The sequence below is a fragment of the Streptomyces sp. MBT53 genome (assembly GCF_016654115.1).
Classification (GTDB): Bacteria; Actinomycetota; Actinomycetes; order Streptomycetales; family Streptomycetaceae; genus Streptomyces.
Window position 1 is genome coordinate 1 of the sequence record NZ_JAEQAZ010000047.1, and the last position, 16034, is coordinate 16034.

The window sequence follows — 16034 nt, forward strand, 5'->3', positions numbered from 1 at the left end:
TCGGGCGAGGTAGGCGGCGAGGGCGGTGCGCACTTCGATGCGGCCGCGGGGGTCGCCGTAGCCGAGGGCCTGGTACGGGGCGGACCCGAGCCCGCGGCGTCCGCGCCGACCCCGAGCACATCGTGATCAGCGCGGGCATCTCCAACGGCCTGCGGCTGATCGGCACGGCACTACGGGCCCGCGGCGCCCACACGATCGCGGTGGAGTCCTACGGCCTGCCCGCGCACTGGCAGCTCCTCGACGGGGCCGGTCTGCGCACCCGCCCGCTTCCCTTCGACGAACGGGGCACCAACCCGGAGCAGTTGACGGACGAACCGGCCGTCCTGGTCACCCCCGCCCACCAGTTCCCCATGGGTCTCCCGCTCCGCCACGACCGCCAGCCGATCGGCGCCCTCCAGGGCCTCGACCCCGACCACGTCGTCTACCTCGGCACCGCCAGCAAGTCCCTCGCCCCCGGCCTCCGCCTGGCCTGGCTGATCCTGCCGCCGTCACTCGCGGAGGAGGTGTCGAAGGCGAAGGGCGCCGTCGACACCTGCGGGGTCCTGGACCAGCTGACCCTCGCCGAGTTCATCACCTCCGGCGCCCACGACCGCCACGTCCGCGCCGCCCGTCTGCGCTACCGCCGTCGCCGCGACAACCTCGTCGAGGCCCTCGCCCGGCACGCCCCCGACGTCCATGTCACCGGCATCGCGGCCGGTTTCCACGCCGTGCTCAGCCTCCCGCCCGGCACCGAACAGTCCGTGGTCCAGGCCGCCGCCTGGCAGGGCCTGGCCCTCCACCCCCTCTCCTCCTACCGCCACGACCAGGCCCAGGTCGACCCCTTGGACGCCCTGGTGGTGGGCTACGGCACCCCGTCGGACCACGCGTGGGCGGGAGCGGTGGAGGCGCTGTGCAGGGTGCTGCCGTGAGGGTGCCGTGAGGGGCGCGGCACCCGGGGACGGTCACCCCAATTCCCCAGGGACGGTCACCCCGACTCACCCGCACGATCAACCGCCTCACCGTCGGAGGCAGAGGCCGGCGCCTCGCCGAACCGTGCCAACGCCAAGGCCCCCACCACCGCCACCAGAAACCCCAACACGGCCAGCCACTCCAGCCCCTCCCGCGTACGGTCACCGAGCCACACCACCCCCACCGCCGCCGGCCCGATCGTCTCCCCGATCACCAACCCCGCCGTGGCTGTCGTCACCGACCCCCGCTGCAGAGCCGTCGTCAGCAACAGGAACGCCGCGCCCCCACCCACCAGCAGCGCGTACGTCGCCGGATTGCCGAACAGCGTCGACGGCGAGAGCGAGTCGATCAGCCGGACCGCCACCTCGACGACCCCGAACCCGAACCCGGCGCCCAGACCCAGCGTCAACGCCCGCCCCCGCTCCGGCAGTCGCCCACCGACCAACCCGAGCAGCAGCACCGCACCGGCCGTCCCCAACATCGCCCACTTCAGAGCCGTGGAACCGGCCCGGTCGCCCTCCGCCCCGGACGCCAGCCCGAGCATCGCGAGTCCCGCGCAGACCACACCGACGGCCGCCCACTCCATCCCGCTGAGCCGCACCTTCAGCAGCCGCGCGGCCACCACCGCCGTCACCGCGAGGCTCGACGCCAGGGCCGCCCCGACCGCGTAGATGGGCAGTGACCGCAGCGCCGCGATCTGGAACACGAACCCCAGCCCGTCCAGCCCGAGCCCCGCCATGTACCGCCACTGCCGCAGCGCCCGCAGCAGCAGCGCCGCGTCCCCGCCCCCACCCGTCGTCGCCGCCCGCGTGGCGACCGCCTGCAGGACCGTCGCCGTACCGAAGCAGATCGCCGCGCCGAGCGCGCACACCATTCCAAAGAGCACAAAGGGACTCTAGGGGAGGGGAGATCGCCAAGGACCCCCGCGGAGGGACTCTCACCGAACTCCAGATGCTGGACGCACGAGCCGTCCCGTCCGGCCCGCCCGGTAGGCTGACCGGCGGGCCGTGACTGGCGCGCTGGGATGGGACCGACCATCGGGGAGCGGCCCGAGCTGCAATGTGTGCCGTGCGCCTGGGCCGTACCGTGAACGCCGAACGCCACGTCCGGAGGTCCCCATGCCCGACAATTCCGCGCCCCTTTCGAACGAGTCCACGGCCTATCGCGCCGCCCTCGACGTGATCCGTGCCGTCGAGCCGCGCGTCGCCGACGCCATCGGCCAGGAAGTCGCCGACCAGCGCGAGATGCTCAAGCTGATCGCCTCCGAGAACTACGCCTCCCCGGCGACCCTGCTCGCGATGGGCAACTGGTTCAGCGACAAGTACGCCGAGGGCACCATCGGCCGCCGCTTCTACGCCGGCTGTCGCAACGTCGACACCGTCGAGTCCCTCGCCGCCGAGCACGCGCGCGAACTCTTCGGCGCCCGTCACGCCTACGTCCAGCCGCACTCCGGCATCGACGCCAACCTCGTCGCCTTCTGGTCGGTCCTCGCCGACCGCGTCGAGGTCCCCGCCCTCGCGAAGGCGGGCGTCCGCCAGGTCAACGACCTCTCCGACGCCGACTGGGCCGAGCTGCGCCAGGCCTTCGGCAACCAGCGCATGCTGGGCATGTCCCTGGACGCCGGCGGCCACCTCACCCACGGCTTCCGTCCCAACATCTCCGGCAAGATGTTCGACCAGCGCTCCTACGGCACCGACCCGGCGACCGGCCTCATCGACTACGAGGCCCTGCGCGCGTCGGCCCGCGACTTCAAGCCGCTGATCATCGTGGCCGGCTACTCCGCCTACCCCCGTCTGGTGAACTTCCGCATCATGCGCGAGATCGCCGACGAGGTCGGCGCGACCCTCATGGTCGACATGGCGCACTTCGCGGGCCTGGTGGCGGGCAAGGTGCTGACCGGCGACTTCGACCCGGTCCCGCACGCCCAGATCGTGACCACCACCACCCACAAGTCGCTGCGTGGCCCGCGCGGCGGCATGGTCCTGTGCGACGACTCCCTCAAGGACCAGGTCGACCGCGGCTGCCCGATGGTCCTCGGCGGCCCGCTCCCGCACGTCATGGCGGCCAAGGCCGTCGCCCTCGCCGAGGCCCGGCAGCCCTCCTTCCAGGACTACGCCCAGCGCATCGTCGACAACTCCCGTGCGCTGGCGGACGGCCTGATGCGCCGGGGCGCCACCCTCGTCACCGGCGGCACCGACAACCACCTCAACCTGATCGACGTGGAGACGTCGTACGGTCTCACCGGCCGGCAGGCCGAGACGGCCCTCCTGGACTCCGGCATCGTCACCAACCGCAACGCCATCCCCGCCGACCCCAACGGCGCCTGGTACACCTCCGGCATCCGCATCGGCACCCCCGCCCTCACCACCCGCGGCCTGGGCACGGCGGAGATGGACGAGGTCGCGTCCCTGATCGACCGGGTCCTCACCACCACCGAGCCGGGCACGACGAAGTCGGGAGCCCCGAGCAAGGCGTCCCACGTCCTGGACGCAAAGGTCTCCGACGAGATCTCCCGCAGGGCGACGGACCTGGTGGCCGGCTTCCCCCTGTACCCGGAGATCGACCTCGGCTGACAGCCGACCTGCGTCCTCTGTGGAGTTGTCAAAGATCGGCGACTCTCAAAGATCGATGAGTTCCTGTCGTGGTTCCTCATGCGGCGGTCCGGCCTCACGCCGGGCCGCCGCGCGGCGTATCAGCAGCGTGCCGCCGACTCCGGCGGCCACCCCCGCCGCCGCCCACCAGGCAGACCAGGCCGACCCCGAGGATTCCGGCTCCTCCCCGGCCGCCGTGCCTTCGCCGGCTGCCGTACCGAGCAGCCCCGCCCGCTCCATCCGTGTGAAGACCTGGCGCGGCACCCGATGCCATCGGATGTCGTCGTCCGTCACCTCCGGCGCCGGATCGGTCCGCACCCACGGTGTGCCGTCCGCGGCCACGAACAACTGGTCCTCACGCTCCACCGCCACATCACCACCCGGAGCCCGACTCGTCCGAGGCCAGCCCCCGACCCCGGTCAGCCCCCACACCACGGTGATCCGCACCGCCGGATACCGGCCCGCCTCCCATTCCTGCGACACCCGCTCCGTCCCCGTGTACGTCGGCTGTAACAACGTCCACAGGCGCGCGAACGACGGCTCCCCGGAGTGCCACGCCTCCGTCCGGCCCGTGTCACCCGCCACGACCAGCGCCAGATCCGGGATGTCCCGGCGCGGATCCTGAACCCGCACCTGATCCATCCCGACAGCCTGGACCTGAGCCGCTCCGGCGAGGGCCATCACCACCGACGCCCCGGCCAGCCACGCGCCCCGCAACCTTCCGAGTCCCATCCCGCACCCCTCACACGTCCCGCAACTCCTGCCTGGGCCCGGGCTCCCGCCCCTTCCGCCACCGGTTCAGCGGCAGCCGCGCGGCGAACGGCCGCAGAACGAGGGTCAGTACCGCTCCGGCCGCCGCACCTGGTATCGCCCACCACCAGTCGGTGCCGTCGTCGTCCTTGTCTCCCACGGTGACCCGCACCGTGCTGGTCTCCGCGTCGGTGTCAGGTGCGGCGATGGCCGGAGCGGACTCGGTCGGCTGCCACGGTGCCGGGAAGATGCCCGAGTAGCCGTCGGCTCCGGTGCCCGTGCCCGTCACTCCCAACTTCCGCAAGAGGGCGCGCAGTTGGTCCGGATGCTCGGCGCGATGCCAATAGCCGTTGAGATTCGTGTTCTCCGGCATGTCGGCCGCCGTGTGGATCCACACCGCCTGTGGGCGGGAGTCGACCGGAAAGACCCGGTCGATCCGCCACGGCGATATGTCGTGCGCCAGCCATGTGACATTGATCTGGCGGGCGTGGGTCAGATCGGCCTCGGGCGGCTTGTCGCGGGTGCCCTTGCCCTCCGGACCGAGCAACTGCTGGAGCTTTCCGTACTGTTCGTCCGAGTAGTACAGCGCCGCGGCCTGTCCGCCGGCCGGCGAGGTGACGAGCACGCTGGTCGGCCCGCCCGCCGCCGCCTCCGACGCACCCCACACCATGAGAGACAACGTCATCGTCAACGCCCCGCCCAGAGCCGCCAGTTCACGAATCCTGACCGCACTCCCGCTCGTCCTGAGCGCACTTCCGCCTCCGGACATCCGAACCCCCAACCGGCCGATCCCCGTACGGCCCGCCCGCGAGCCGCCTGTCACTTCTGGTACACCGCCCGACCCGCCGGGGTTCCCACTCCACCCGGCCTATTCGTCCGACTCGTGGCGGTCGAGCGACTTGGCGATCTCCACAGCCCGCTGCTTCGACGCCACCCCCTCCAGACGGAACGTCAGATCACCACCGGGAACTCCGGCGGCCGTGTGCGTCCACAGCAGTGTCGGGCCGGCCGTCCGCTCCGCCCGCGTATAGCGGTCCCCGTCCCCGTCCACCAGCCAGAAACTCAGCAGATGCGGCCGCGCGAACCACAGCGCCGGGTCCTGTACGCCGTCCGGCGAGACAGACGCGTCCAGCGACAGCCACTCAGGCGGTCGGCTCACCGTCTTGGCGAAGCCGATGTCCAGCCGCGCCGGATACTCGTCGACCCGGACCGTGTGCCCGTCCTCCCGCCAGCACAGGCTGACCAGAAAGCGCCCACGCGGTTCGCCGGTCACCGTCACCGCGTCCGGAACACCCAGCGCGTCCGGCACCAGCGGCTCGAACCCCGCCTGCCGCCGGGCCTGCGCCAAGGTCACCGACCGGCCGCACCCGGGCACCACGGCACCGGCCGAGGGCACCGCGGACGGGTTGTACCGCACCTCGACCCCGCCGAAGCCGAACCAGTCGAAGACCGCCGCCCGCACCGGAGGTGTGAGCACGAGCACCGTCAGCAGACCGCACAGGGCCGCCGTCAGCGCGCGCCGGCGCAGCCGCGCCCAGTGCCGCACAGCGCGCAGCCGTGCCCGGACCCCGCTCGGCCCGGCCTCCTGGACGGGGACCGGGATCTGCTCGGCCAGTATCTGCGCCAGCACCCGCTCGACCATCGTCTCGGCCCCGGCGGCCCCGCCCTCACCACCGCTCCGCGCGTCCAGCGAACGCCCCAGCGCCCGCAGCTCCTCCGGCAACCTGGACGGGGCGCCGGTGCCCTCGCCGTCGTAGGACTCCCGTCCGTCACTCACACTCGTCACCCCCTTCCCGAGGCTGGAAATCCGGCAGCAGCCGCCCGAGTTTCCTCAGCGCGCGGCTCAGCCGGGACTTCACCGTCCCGCGAGGCCAGCCCAGGGCCTGGGCGGTCTCCGGCTCGTCCATCTCCAGGAGATAGCGGTAGGTCACGACCAGGCGGTGCTCCTCGCTCAGCTGCTCCAGGGCGGACAACAGGGCCGCGCGGCGCTCCGTCTCCAGCGTGGCGACCGCCGGATCCGCCGATTCCGGTATCAGCGGCTCGGCCTCGGCGAACGCTGCCTCCCGGCCGGCGAGCGTGCGCTGGCGTGCCGCCGTACGCACCGTGTTCCTCGTCTCGTTGGCGACGATCGACAACAGCCACGGCTTGAACGCCGAGTCCTCCCGGAACCTGCCCAGCGCGCAGTACGCCTTGACGAAGGCCTGCTGCACCACGTCCTCCGCGTCCGCACCCGCCCCGAGTGCCGCGGCCGCCCTGAGCGCGATGCCCGTGTGGGCCCGCACCAGCTCCGCGTACGCCTCCGGTTCTCCGGCGCGTACGCGTGCGATCACCGCGACCTCATCGACGATGCGGCCCCCCTCCCGCGTCTTCACATATCTGGTACACCGCCGGACGCGGATCGGTTCCCACTCGTGCCGCATCTGTTCCGACCGGGTTCCGATCGGGTTCCGACCTCGCTCCCCACCCGGTTCCGGCCGGTTCCTGACCGGGTCCCGGGACCTGAGAGAATGGTGAACATGGCCTCTGACAGTCCTCGCGTGCTCTCCGGAATCCAGCCCACCGCAGGCTCGTTCCACCTCGGCAACTACCTCGGCGCCGTGCGCCAGTGGGTGGCCCTCCAGGAGTCCCACGACGCGTTCTACATGGTCGTGGACCTGCACGCGATCACGGTCCCGCAGGACCCGGCGGACCTGCGCGCCAACACCCGGCTGGCCACGGCCCAGCTGCTGGCCGCAGGCCTTGACCCGGACCGGTGCACGCTCTTCGTCCAGAGCCATGTCCCCGAGCACGCCCAGCTCGCCTGGGTCATGAACTGCCTGACCGGCTTCGGCGAGGCCGCGCGTATGACCCAGTTCAAGGACAAGTCCGCCAAGCAGGGCTCGGACCGCGCGTCCGTCGGCCTGTTCACGTACCCGATCCTCCAGGTCGCCGACATCCTGCTCTACCAGGCGAACGAGGTCCCGGTCGGCGAGGACCAGCGCCAGCACGTCGAGCTCACCCGCGACCTCGCCGAGCGCTTCAACGGCCGCTTCGGCGAGACCTTCACGATCCCGAAGCCGTACATCCTCAAGGAGACGGCGAAGATCTACGACCTTCAGGACCCGTCGATCAAGATGAGCAAGTCGGCGTCCACCCCGAAGGGCCTCATCAACCTCCTCGACGACCCGAAGGCGACCGCGAAGAAGGTCAAGAGCGCGGTCACCGACACGGAGACCGTGATCCGCTACGACGCCGAGAACAAGCCGGGCGTCTCCAACCTCCTCACCATCCAGTCGACCCTCACGGGCAAGTCGATCGCCGAGCTGGAGAAGGAGTACGAGGGCAAGATGTACGGCGCGCTCAAGACCGATCTCGCCGAGGTCATGGTCGAGTTCGTGACGCCGTTCCGGGAGCGCACCCAGCAGTATCTGGACGACCCGGAGACGCTCGACGCGATCCTGGCCAAGGGCGCGGAGAAGGCGCGGGCCGTGGCGGCCGAGACCCTCGCCCAGGCGTACGACCGGGTGGGCTTCCTGCCCGCGAAGCACTGAGGCGTACGACCGCACCGCAGTACCACTGGGCAGAGCGCTGCACATCACTACGGTTGCGCCTGCCCACAACTCGGCCGTGGCCGTACAGTCGATAGCCGGGCCGCCGCACACACGGCTGTCCGCGCTCACCAACAGGACACCGATCAGGACGACAGGAGACGACGTGGGGACCGTAACGATCGGTGTGTCGATCGCGGTCCCGGAGCCTCACGGCAGCCTGCTCCAGGAGCGGCGCGCGGGCTTCGGCGACGCCGCTGCGCACGGCATCCCCACGCACGTCACGCTGTTGCCGCCCACCGAGGTGGACGCCTCACAGCTCTCCGAGGTCGAGAACCATCTCGTCTCGGTCGCCGCCGCCGGGCGCCCCTTCCCGATGCGGCTGTCCGGCACCGGTACCTTCCGGCCGCTCTCGCCGGTCGTCTACGTCCAGGTGGTCGAGGGCGGCTCCGCCTGTACCTGGCTGCAGCAGCAGATCCGTGCCGCCTCCGGCCCGATGGCGCGCGAGCTGCACTTCCCGTACCACCCGCACGTCACCGTGGCGCACGGCATCGACGACGAGTCGATGGACCGCGCCTACGAAGCGCTCGCCGACTACCGCGCGGAGTGGCCCTGTACCGGCTTCGCGCTCTACGAGCAGGGCGCCGACGACGTCTGGCGCAAACTCCGCGAGTTCACCTTCGGCGGCGCCGTCGTACCACCCCAGGCGGCCCGCACGGATCGTGGAACGATCCCCAGCCACTGAGCACGGTCGTCAGACGGCCAGCCGTCTGAACAGCCCCCGCGGCAGGTGCCGTAGCACCGAGGTCACCACGCGCAGCGTCCCCGGCACCCACACCGTCTCCGAGCCTCTGCGCAGGCCGAGTTCGATGGCTGTGGCGACCGCTTCCGGGGTGGTCGTGAGTGAGGCGGCCCTCGGGTCGGCCATGGTCCGTGAGCGGACGAGACCGGGTCGTACGACCATGACGTGCACGCCCGTGCCGTGCAGCGCGTCGCCCAGGCCCTGCGCGAAGGTGTCGAGGCCGGCCTTGCTGGAGCCGTAGATGAAGTTCGTGCGGCGGGCCCGTTCGCCGGCCACCGAGGAGAGCACCACCAGGGAGCCGTGGCCCTGGGCCTGCAGGGCCCGGGCGCTGATCAGGCCGGACGAGACGGCGCCGGTGTAGTTGGTGCGCGCGACCCGTACCGCGGCGGCCGGATCGCGCTCGTCGCGGGCCTGGTCGCCGAGGGTGCCGAAGGCGAGCAGCACCATGTCGATGTCGCCCTCCGCGAAGACCTTGCCGAGCACGGTCTCGTGGGAGTCGGGGTCGAGCGCGTCGAAGGCGACGGTGCGGACGTCGGCCCCCAGGGAGCGCAGTTCCGTGGCGGCACTCTCCAGGGCGGGCGAGGGGCGGCCCGCGAGCCACACCGTGCGGGTGCGGCGGGCGATGAGTCTGCGGGCGGTGGCCAGTGCGATCCGGGACGTACCGCCGAGGACGAGGAGGGACTGTGGAGGACGCATGCCCGTGACCGTATCGCCCACTTATGGGTGATTGGTCGTGTGGCATCGGCGCCCTCCCTGAAATGGGCGATTAATCGGATGCCGTTCAATGGGGCGCCACGCGCGCGTGTTTGTGGGGTACCCGCACATCGGTGTCAGTGGACGGGGGCAGAATCGGATCATGGACTGGCTGAAGAAGCTCCCCTTCATCGGGCCGCTGGTGGCGCGCCTGACGGTCACGCACGCGTGGCGGTCGTACGAGCGCCTCGACCGGGTGAAGTGGTCGCAGCTCTCCGCCGCCATGACGTTCATCAGCTTCATCGCGCTGTTCCCGCTGCTGACCGTGGCCGCCGCGATCGCCGCCGCCACCCTGAGCACCGACCAGCAGCACGAACTCCAGGACAAGATCGCCGAGCAGGTCCCCGGCATCTCCGACCAGCTCAACATCGGCTCCCTGGTGGACAACGCGGGCACCGTCGGCCTCATCGCCGGTGCCGTCCTGCTGTTCACCGGCATCGGCTGGGTCGGCTCGATGCGGGAGTGCCTGCGCGCGGTGTGGGAGCTGCCCGACCGCGACGAGAACCCGCTGCTGCGCAAACTCATCGACACCGGGGTGCTGATCGGCCTGGGCGGCGCCGTCCTCGCGACGATCGCCGTCTCCACCGTCGCCTCCGCACTGGTCGACTGGATCAACGACCAACTGGGCATCGCCCAGGGCGGCTGGGGCGGGATCCTGCTGCGGATCGCCGCGTTCGCCGTCGCCGTACTCGCCGACTTCCTGCTCCTGCTCTACGTCCTGACCCTGCTGCCCGGCGTCGAACCCCAGCGCCGCCGCCTCTTCGTGGCCGCGCTGATCGGCGCGGTCGGCTTCGAACTGCTGAAGCTGCTGCTCAGCGGCTACATCCAGGGCGTGGCCGCGAAGAGCATGTACGGCGCGTTCGGCGTCCCCGTGGCGCTGCTGCTGTGGATGAACTTCACCTCGAAACTCGTCCTGTTCTGCGCGGCCTGGACGGCGACCCCGAGCAGACCGGACGAGGACGACGACTACGACCCGGCCGACGACACCGAGGACCCCAAGGTCAGGGACGCGGGCGACGACGGACCAGATCCGGCAGCGGCCACCGCCGGTTGACCAGGAAGACCCCGCCGGCCAGCAGCACCAGCAGCCCGCCGACGATCGCCAGCGCGATCCCGACCCCGCCCGAACCGTCCTCGTCGGCGGTCGACACGGAGGCCGTGGAGGACGCGGTCGGCTTCGTGCCCGCCGTGTCGCCGCCCGCCTCCCCGCTGGCCGTCGCACCCGGCTGGGCGCTCGCCTGCGCCGCGTTCTTCGGCGCGACCAGCTCACCCACCGGCTGCACCTTGCCGGCCGCCTGGAAGCCCCAGTCGAGGATCTTCGCGGCCTCCTTGTAGACCTCGTTGTGCTCGTCCTTCTCCGGGTTCATGACCGTCACCAGCAGCACCTTGCCGCCGCGTTCGGCGACCCCGGTGAAGGTGGCGCCCGCGTTGGTGGTGTTGCCGTTCTTGACCCCGGCGATGCCCGGGTACACCGAGACGTCCGAGTCGCCGCTCAGCAGCCGGTTGGTGTTCTGGATCTCGAAGGTCCCGCGGACCGACTTGCCCTTCTTCTTCGTCGTCTCGCCCGGGAACTTCGCGCTCACCGTCGAGCAGTACTCCCGGAAGTCCTTCTTCTGCAGCCCGGAACGCGCGATCAGCGTCAGGTCGTACGCCGACGAGACCTGCCCCGGCTCGTCGTAGCCGTCCGGCGTCACCACGCGCGTGTCCAGCGCCTGGAGATCCTGGGCGTGCGCGTTCATGTCGGCGACGGTCTGGTCGACGCCGCCGTTCATGTGGGACAGGACGTGCACGGCGTCGTTGCCGGAGCGCAGGAAGACCCCGAGCCACAGGTCGTGGACCGTATAGCTCTCGCCCTCCTTTATCCCGACCAGGCTGGAACCGGCGCCCATGCCCGCCAGGTCGGACGCGACCACCTTGTGCTCGGTCGTCTTCGGGAACTTCGGCAGCACGGTGTCCGCGAACAGCATCTTCAGGGTGCTCGCCGGAGGCAGCCGCCAGTGCGCGTTGTGCGCGGCCAGCACATCACCGGTCTCGGCGTCGGACACGATCCACGACCGCGCGGTGAGGTCTTTCGGTACGACCGGCACACCGGACGTCAGATTGACCTGCGTCCCCGGCTGCGCGAGCCGGGCGCCGCCCACCGACGACATGTTCGCCGGGGGAGTGGCCGTAGGACTCGCCGTGGCACTTGTGGTGGCACTCGGCGTGGTACTCGGCGTCGGGGTCGGACTCGGAGCCGCGAGGGCGAGCGGCGCGGTGAGCGCGAGGGACGACAGGGCGGCGGAAAGCACCAGCAGGGATCGCCTGATGGTCTGCTGTGGAGCGGGCACGCACGTGAACGTACATGCCCGGGGACCCGAAGTCCCGTCACCGGCCCCACCCCGGCCACCGGCCCCGGAGGACGACGGCGATACTGGACTCATGAAGCTCAGCCGCCCCGTCTCCTGGTTCCTGCTCGCCTTCGGGGTGTGGAGCTGGATCATCTGGATCACTTTCGTCAAGAATCTCGTCGCGGACGGCAGCGGACTGGCCTTCGACGACGGCCGCCCGACGGCGTACTTCTGGATCCATCTGACCCTGGCCGTCGTGTCCTTCGTATTGGGGACGGTCATCGGGGGCCTCGGGTTGCGTGGACTGCGCGCACTGCGCGAGACGTCATAGAGAAGTGGCCATCCTCGTCATCGCTCTCGTCGCCCTGGTCGCGGTCGCCGTCCTCGGCGGGGCGCACTGGTACGTCTGGCGCCGCCTGGTCCGCGACACCACGCGCGCGTGGGGCCCGGCCCGCGTCACCGGCACGGCCGTACTGATCGCCGGCCCGGTCCTGATGATCGCGGCCCTGGCCGCCGAGCGCGGCGGCGCCCCCTTCTGGCTCCAGCGCGTCCTGGGCTGGCCCGGCTTCCTGTGGATGGCCCTGGCGATCTACCTGCTGCTGGCCGTCCTCGCGGGAGAGGTTCTACGACCGCTGCTGCGGCGGTTCGTCGAACGGCGGGGGCGGGCCGGGACGGTCGTAGAAGAGACCGAATCCGCAGCCTCCGAAGAGACCTCCGAAGAGCCGCAGTCCCCCGCTCCCTCCCGTCGGCTCTTCGTCTCCCGGGTGGTCGGGGGCGCCGCCGCTGCCGCTGCCGTGGGGACCGTCGGATACGGCACCTACGGTGTGCTGCGCGGGCCGAGTGTGAAGCGGGTGACCGTGCCGTTGGCCAAGCTGCCGCGGTCCGCGCACGGGTTCCGGATCGCGGTCGTCAGTGACATCCACCTGGGGCCGGTTCTGGGGCGGGGGTTCGCGCAGAAGGTCGTCGACACGATCAACTCGACGCAGCCCGATCTGATCGCGGTCGTGGGCGACCTGGTGGACGGCAGCGTCAAGAACCTGGGGCCTGCGGCGGCTCCGCTGGCCCAACTGCGGGCGCGGCACGGGTCGTTCTTCGTCACGGGCAACCACGAGTACTTCTCCGGCGCCGAACAGTGGCTGGAAGAGGTCCGCAGGCTCGGCATCCACACCCTGGAGAACGCCCGTACCGAACTCCCCGGCTTCGACCTCGCCGGGGTCAACGACCTCCAGGGCGAGAGCGAGGGTCAGGGCCCCGACTTCGGTAGGGCGTTGGGCGATCGCGACACCGCGCGCGCGTGCGTGCTGCTCGCGCACCAGCCGGTGCAGATCCACGAGGCCGTGAAGCACGGCGTCGATCTCCAGCTCTCCGGGCACACGCACGGCGGGCAGTTGTGGCCCGGCAACTTCATCGCGGCGGCGGCCAATCCGACGGTCGCGGGGCTGGAGCGTTACGGGGACACCGAGTTGTACGTCAGCCGGGGCGCGGGCGCGTGGGGACCGCCGACCCGGGTGGGGGCGCCGTCGGACATCACGGTCGTCGAACTGGCGTCGAAACAGGCCTAGTCGGTGTGGCCGGGCCGCTTCAGCGGTGACCGGGCCAATCCGGGTCGTCCTGGGCTGTGGGAAGTTCGCCGTCTCCCTCGGCCCAGTGGTTGACCCACCCGCACAGACCGCAGGCGTAGCGCCCGTTCAGGCCGGAGACTTCGGCTCCGCACTCTCGGCACTCGGATGTGGTGATCTCGTTGCTGCTGAGGGGCGCACCCACCGTAGGAACGCGTTCCGACGGCCGCTCGGTGGTCATGCTCCGAGCCTATCGGCCTGCCGTCGTGGGCCTGGGTGGTTCAGCCAAGAGCAGGGGTCGTGAGGTCGAGGATCAGCAGGTTCCCCCAGTCGTTGGTGAAGGCGGCGCGCATGCCCTCGTAGCGCACGCCGACGAACGGGTTGGAACGGAACATGACGGCGAGCCACCGCAACGAGGAGTCGGCGTCGAGACGGGCGAGGTAGCCGATGTTGCCCATCCCGCCGCCCCCGCCGGACATCCATCCCGATCCGTCCGGCAGCGGGCTCTCGAAGCAGGTGTCGACCCCGTCGATGGTGTGCTCCTCAAGGGCCTGGGCCACATCGAACGGTCCTCCGACACGGAAGGGAATCGGCTGCCCGGCATCCGGGTGGTACGCCCCCGGACCGTCGACATGCAACTTCAAGGCAGTGTCGTCAGGCCGGTACAGCCCGTCGCGGAGCGGCATCTCCCCGGCCTTCCAGAGCCCCTCGATCGTTCCCATGGCCCACCCCACCGTCGACTGCTGAGGTTCCCAAGTGGCTGAGATCCGTGAACTCGCCACGGACAGCGGCTACGAACAGAAGGAAGCCTTCACGGCGGCCACGATCCCGGCGGCCGTCACCTCATCGGTGCCGTAGCGGGCAGCGGCGTTCTTTGCCGCCGTCGCGTCGTCCTTGCCCTGCTTGAGGTCGAGGCACACGTTCCGGGCGTTGCTCAAGTCCTTGTCGTCACTGCCGAGTCCGGGCTTCAGCGTGTCCAACACGGTTGTCAGCGCCTCCGCCTGAGCCTCGTCGGGCGACGGGACGGCCGGCGCGGCAGGTGTGGACGATGCGGAGCCGGGTGCTGTGGACGGCTTGCTGTCCGCCTTGTCGTCGCTGCCCCCACAGCCCGCAAGCGCGAAGACGGCAACGGCGGCGATCGCAGGCATGGCAAAGCTGCGCATGGTTCCCCCCATGTAAGTGCAAAGTGCAGGAGCGGTGAGGGTAACCCACGGGTACGACAGGGCCCCGCCCAGGTCGTCGGAGTTGAACCGGCCTCGAAACAGGCCTGGTTGACGTGCCCCCCGGGCGGGCGCTCAGCGCCTCGTCTCGTACCTGGTCAGGATCACGCCGCCGGGAAGTGTCCGTGTCTCCACCAGGTTCAGGTTCACCCAGTTGTCCAGCGCGGTGAAGAACGGTGTGCCGCCGCCCGCCAGGACCGGTGCGGTGGCCAGTACGTACTCGTCGATCAGCCCGGCCCGCATGGCCGCCCCGGCGAGCGTCGCGCCGCCGATGTCCATCGGGCCGCCGTCCTCGGCCTTGAGGCGGGTGATCTCGGCGACCGCGTCGCCGGTGACCAGGCGGGTGTTCCAGTCGACCTTGTCGATCGTCGAGGAGAACACCACCTTCGACATGTCCCGCCAGCTCCGCGCGAACTCGATCTCCGCCGGGGTGGCGTCCGGCTGCCGGTCGGCGGTGGGCCAATGGGAGCTCATCGTCTGCCACAGCCTGCGCCCGTAGAACGACAGGTCGGTCGCCCGCAGCTGGTCGGACCAGAACTGGAACAGCTCGTCGCTGGGCACGCTCCAGCCGATGTCGTCGCGGGGCGCGGCGATGTAGCCGTCCAGGGTGAGGTTCATGCCGTAGATCAGTTTCCGCATGGCGCCGGCCTTCCGTGAATCGGTCTCACGCTTACAGACCGGGGCGGCGCGGGAAACTCATCGGTGTGCCGGGAGACGACCTGGCGGTCTGTTCGATCTTGGCGCGGTAGGCCGCGCGGGCCGTCTCGTCGATCGGCTGTTCGTGTTCGGGGCGCATCCCGGTCCGGCCGTCGAGGCCTTCGCGCAGGATGTCGGCGTGCCCGGTGTGCCGGTTGGACTCGCCGAGGACGTGGACCATGACGGCGAACAGGTTCGTGTCGGCATAGGGCTCCGGCCACCACGGCACGTGGCCGGGGGCGTCGAGGGGAAGCTCGTCGATCGTCGCGTCCGAGTGGTCCCATGTGCGCCGGTAGAACGCGATGATCTGATCGCGGGTCTCGTCCTCGGCCGCCCACAGGTCGGAGCCGTCGTGGTCCTGCCACCGGGGCAGCGGTTCCGGGGAAGGGCGGTCGAAGACCTCGCCGAAGTATCTGGCCTCGACGGTGGCCACGTGTTTGACCAGGCCGAGGAGGTTGGTCCCGGTCGCCGTCAGAGGCCGTCGGGCGTCGTATTCGGACAAGCCGTCGAGCTTCCAGAGCAGCGCCTCGCGGTCCCGCCGCAGTCTCCCGTGCAGGGTTTCCTTCGCGAATCCATCGATCATGCGGCATGAGCCTGCCATGGGCTGTTCGCGTTCTCAAGGTCGCGGACGGCGACCACCCCGGGACCGGCCCTGCTTCGGGAAGGAATCGTCGAACTGGCGTCGAAACAGGCTGAGTTGCCGGTGAGGGGCCTCCCGGCGCATGGCTGGGAGCCGTCTGTGAAACGGGCGATTAACACTCGTCGGTAAGTTCTTTCTCATCTCGGCAGAACTCTCTTCCCCCGGACGAAACTCCTGTGGTTAGGTGATCCGCGCCACTAGGGGAGTGGCATATGCGC

19 protein-coding genes and 1 riboswitch are annotated in these 16034 nt (G+C 70.6%); of the genes, 7 read left to right on the top strand and 12 right to left on the bottom strand.

What is annotated here, in order from left to right; genetic code table 11:
• The coding region (locus JHN45_RS19160; RefSeq protein WP_374195625.1) for a PLP-dependent aminotransferase family protein at positions 1-908 on the top strand (908 nt) is incomplete at its 5' end.
• A gap of 56 nt (positions 909-964) precedes the next feature.
• On the opposite strand, the gene JHN45_RS19165 is transcribed toward JHN45_RS19160, so the two are convergent.
• Positions 965-1822 (bottom strand): hypothetical protein, encoded by an 858-nt coding sequence (locus tag JHN45_RS19165; protein ID WP_201049830.1) that lies wholly within the window; start codon positions 1820-1822, stop codon positions 965-967.
• Between the two features lie 123 nt (positions 1823-1945).
• A riboswitch (ZMP/ZTP riboswitch) is annotated at positions 1946-2035 on the top strand.
• A gap of 31 nt (positions 2036-2066) precedes the next feature.
• Between JHN45_RS19165 and JHN45_RS19170 the strand changes: the two genes are divergently transcribed.
• The gene (locus JHN45_RS19170; RefSeq protein WP_200715622.1) at positions 2067-3521 is read left to right on the top strand and encodes a glycine hydroxymethyltransferase; all 1455 of its coding nucleotides are present in this window, start codon (positions 2067-2069) and stop codon (positions 3519-3521) included.
• A 45-nt stretch (positions 3522-3566) separates the two neighbouring features.
• Here JHN45_RS19170 and JHN45_RS19175 read toward each other — a convergent pair whose 3' ends face one another.
• The 4 genes from JHN45_RS19175 to JHN45_RS19190 form a co-directional block, all read right to left on the bottom strand.
• Positions 3567-4271 carry a hypothetical protein gene (locus tag JHN45_RS19175; protein WP_374195626.1) on the bottom strand — a complete coding sequence of 235 codons (705 nt, stop codon included), beginning with the start codon at positions 4269-4271 and terminating at the stop codon, positions 3567-3569.
• Between the two features lie 10 nt (positions 4272-4281).
• The gene (locus JHN45_RS19180) at positions 4282-4974 is read right to left on the bottom strand and encodes a hypothetical protein (protein WP_201049809.1); all 693 of its coding nucleotides are present in this window, start codon (positions 4972-4974) and stop codon (positions 4282-4284) included.
• A 183-nt stretch (positions 4975-5157) separates the two neighbouring features.
• A complete protein-coding gene (locus tag JHN45_RS19185) occupies positions 5158-6066 on the bottom strand; it encodes a hypothetical protein (protein ID WP_201049810.1) in 909 nt (302 codons plus the stop codon).
• Positions 6059-6619, bottom strand: a complete 561-nt coding sequence (locus JHN45_RS19190; protein ID WP_307783133.1) for an RNA polymerase sigma factor — start codon at positions 6617-6619, stop codon at positions 6059-6061. The genes JHN45_RS19185 and JHN45_RS19190 overlap by 8 nt, the downstream gene beginning before the upstream one ends.
• Before the next feature lie 186 nt (positions 6620-6805).
• On the opposite strand from JHN45_RS19190, the gene trpS reads away from it, so the two are divergent.
• Together trpS and JHN45_RS19200 are read left to right on the top strand one after the other, a co-directional pair.
• Positions 6806-7819, top strand: a complete 1014-nt coding sequence (gene trpS / locus JHN45_RS19195) for a tryptophan--tRNA ligase (protein ID WP_200715626.1) — start codon at positions 6806-6808, stop codon at positions 7817-7819.
• Between the two features lie 163 nt (positions 7820-7982).
• Positions 7983-8561 (top strand): 2'-5' RNA ligase family protein, encoded by a 579-nt coding sequence (locus JHN45_RS19200; protein ID WP_200715627.1) that lies wholly within the window; start codon positions 7983-7985, stop codon positions 8559-8561.
• A 9-nt stretch (positions 8562-8570) separates the two neighbouring features.
• Here the strand turns inward: JHN45_RS19200 and JHN45_RS19205 are convergent, their stop codons facing one another.
• On the bottom strand, positions 8571-9314 hold the full coding sequence (locus JHN45_RS19205; protein ID WP_201049811.1) for a decaprenylphospho-beta-D-erythro-pentofuranosid-2-ulose 2-reductase: 744 nt from the start codon (positions 9312-9314) through the stop codon (positions 8571-8573).
• Between the two features lie 160 nt (positions 9315-9474).
• On the opposite strand from JHN45_RS19205, the gene JHN45_RS19210 reads away from it, so the two are divergent.
• Entirely contained in the window at positions 9475-10425 is a 951-nt protein-coding gene (locus JHN45_RS19210; protein WP_201049812.1) for a YihY/virulence factor BrkB family protein, read from the top strand.
• Here the strand turns inward: JHN45_RS19210 and JHN45_RS19215 are convergent.
• Positions 10373-11701: a D-alanyl-D-alanine carboxypeptidase family protein gene (locus JHN45_RS19215; RefSeq protein ID WP_374195627.1), complete on the bottom strand. Its 1329-nt coding sequence runs from the start codon at positions 11699-11701 to the stop codon at positions 10373-10375. The genes JHN45_RS19210 and JHN45_RS19215 overlap by 53 nt on opposite strands.
• Before the next feature lie 91 nt (positions 11702-11792).
• On the opposite strand from JHN45_RS19215, the gene JHN45_RS19220 reads away from it, so the two are divergent.
• Both JHN45_RS19220 and JHN45_RS19225 read left to right on the top strand, forming a co-directional pair.
• Positions 11793-12032 carry an SCO4848 family membrane protein gene (locus tag JHN45_RS19220; protein ID WP_200715631.1) on the top strand — a complete coding sequence of 80 codons (240 nt, stop codon included), beginning with the start codon at positions 11793-11795 and terminating at the stop codon, positions 12030-12032.
• A 4-nt stretch (positions 12033-12036) separates the two neighbouring features.
• On the top strand, positions 12037-13263 hold the full coding sequence (locus JHN45_RS19225) for a metallophosphoesterase (RefSeq protein WP_201049814.1): 1227 nt from the start codon (positions 12037-12039) through the stop codon (positions 13261-13263).
• A 19-nt stretch (positions 13264-13282) separates the two neighbouring features.
• Here JHN45_RS19225 and JHN45_RS19230 read toward each other — a convergent pair whose 3' ends face one another.
• The 5 genes from JHN45_RS19230 to JHN45_RS19250 all read right to left on the bottom strand — a co-directional run bounded on the left by JHN45_RS19230 (position 13283) and on the right by JHN45_RS19250 (position 15759).
• Complete coding sequence (locus JHN45_RS19230) at positions 13283-13501, bottom strand: hypothetical protein (protein WP_201049815.1); 219 nt, start codon at positions 13499-13501, stop codon at positions 13283-13285.
• Positions 13502-13541: 40 nt separating this feature from the next.
• Positions 13542-13982: a hypothetical protein gene (locus JHN45_RS19235; protein WP_201049816.1), complete on the bottom strand. Its 441-nt coding sequence runs from the start codon at positions 13980-13982 to the stop codon at positions 13542-13544.
• Between the two features lie 69 nt (positions 13983-14051).
• On the bottom strand, positions 14052-14423 hold the full coding sequence (locus JHN45_RS19240) for a hypothetical protein (protein ID WP_200716059.1): 372 nt from the start codon (positions 14421-14423) through the stop codon (positions 14052-14054).
• 132 nt (positions 14424-14555) lie between these two features.
• Positions 14556-15119 (bottom strand): dihydrofolate reductase family protein, encoded by a 564-nt coding sequence (locus JHN45_RS19245; protein WP_200716060.1) that lies wholly within the window; start codon positions 15117-15119, stop codon positions 14556-14558.
• A gap of 31 nt (positions 15120-15150) precedes the next feature.
• Positions 15151-15759 (bottom strand): DinB family protein, encoded by a 609-nt coding sequence (locus JHN45_RS19250; protein ID WP_200716061.1) that lies wholly within the window; start codon positions 15757-15759, stop codon positions 15151-15153.
• Positions 15760-16034 lie beyond the last annotated feature (275 nt).

Coding starts and splice junctions, on each gene's coding strand:
- JHN45_RS19165 (WP_201049830.1), bottom strand. CDS start 1,822: ATGGTGTGCGCGCTCGGCGCGGCGATCTGCTTCGGTACGGCGACGGTC.
- JHN45_RS19170 (WP_200715622.1), top strand. CDS start 2,067: ATGCCCGACAATTCCGCGCCCCTTTCGAACGAGTCCACGGCCTATCGC.
- JHN45_RS19175 (WP_374195626.1), bottom strand. CDS start 4,271: ATGGGACTCGGAAGGTTGCGGGGCGCGTGGCTGGCCGGGGCGTCGGTG.
- JHN45_RS19180 (WP_201049809.1), bottom strand. CDS start 4,974: ATGACGTTGTCTCTCATGGTGTGGGGTGCGTCGGAGGCGGCGGCGGGC.
- trpS (WP_200715626.1), top strand. CDS start 6,806: ATGGCCTCTGACAGTCCTCGCGTGCTCTCCGGAATCCAGCCCACCGCA.
- JHN45_RS19205 (WP_201049811.1), bottom strand. CDS start 9,314: ATGCGTCCTCCACAGTCCCTCCTCGTCCTCGGCGGTACGTCCCGGATC.
- JHN45_RS19210 (WP_201049812.1), top strand. CDS start 9,475: ATGGACTGGCTGAAGAAGCTCCCCTTCATCGGGCCGCTGGTGGCGCGC.
- JHN45_RS19220 (WP_200715631.1), top strand. CDS start 11,793: ATGAAGCTCAGCCGCCCCGTCTCCTGGTTCCTGCTCGCCTTCGGGGTG.
- JHN45_RS19230 (WP_201049815.1), bottom strand. CDS start 13,501: ATGACCACCGAGCGGCCGTCGGAACGCGTTCCTACGGTGGGTGCGCCC.
- JHN45_RS19235 (WP_201049816.1), bottom strand. CDS start 13,982: ATGGGAACGATCGAGGGGCTCTGGAAGGCCGGGGAGATGCCGCTCCGC.
- JHN45_RS19240 (WP_200716059.1), bottom strand. CDS start 14,423: ATGCGCAGCTTTGCCATGCCTGCGATCGCCGCCGTTGCCGTCTTCGCG.
- JHN45_RS19245 (WP_200716060.1), bottom strand. CDS start 15,119: ATGCGGAAACTGATCTACGGCATGAACCTCACCCTGGACGGCTACATC.
- JHN45_RS19250 (WP_200716061.1), bottom strand. CDS start 15,759: ATGATCGATGGATTCGCGAAGGAAACCCTGCACGGGAGACTGCGGCGG.